This is a genomic window from Vibrio sp. 10N.222.55.C6, assembly GCF_041473395.1.
GTDB classification, from domain to species: Bacteria; Pseudomonadota; Gammaproteobacteria; order Enterobacterales; family Vibrionaceae; genus Vibrio; species Vibrio crassostreae_C.
The window spans coordinates 1-308 of sequence record NZ_JBFRSD010001229.1; the positions used below are offsets into that span (position 1 = coordinate 1).

Sequence of the window (308 nt, forward strand, 5' to 3'; positions counted from 1 at the left end):
TTAGTCGCGTTTGCTCAAGAGAAAGAAATCGAACTGACCATCGTTGGCCCTGAAGCACCGTTAGTCATTGGTGTGGTTGACGCATTTCGAGAAGTAGGTCTACCTATCTTTGGTCCAACTCAAGCAGCAGCGCAACTTGAAGGTTCTAAAGCATTCACCAAAGACTTCCTAGCTCGTCATGACATCCCAACAGGTTCTTACGCTAACTTCACTGAAATTGAGCCAGCTCTCGCTTACGTTCGTGAGCAAGGCGCGCCAATTGTAGTTAAAGCTGACGGCCTTGCGGCTGGTAAAGGCGTTATCGTTGC

The 308-nt window shown here is 48.7% G+C and carries 1 pseudogene; it reads left to right on the plus strand.

The features are described from left to right. Nucleotides 1-308 (plus strand): annotated as a pseudogene (locus AB4486_RS28310) (phosphoribosylamine--glycine ligase); the annotation flags it as partial.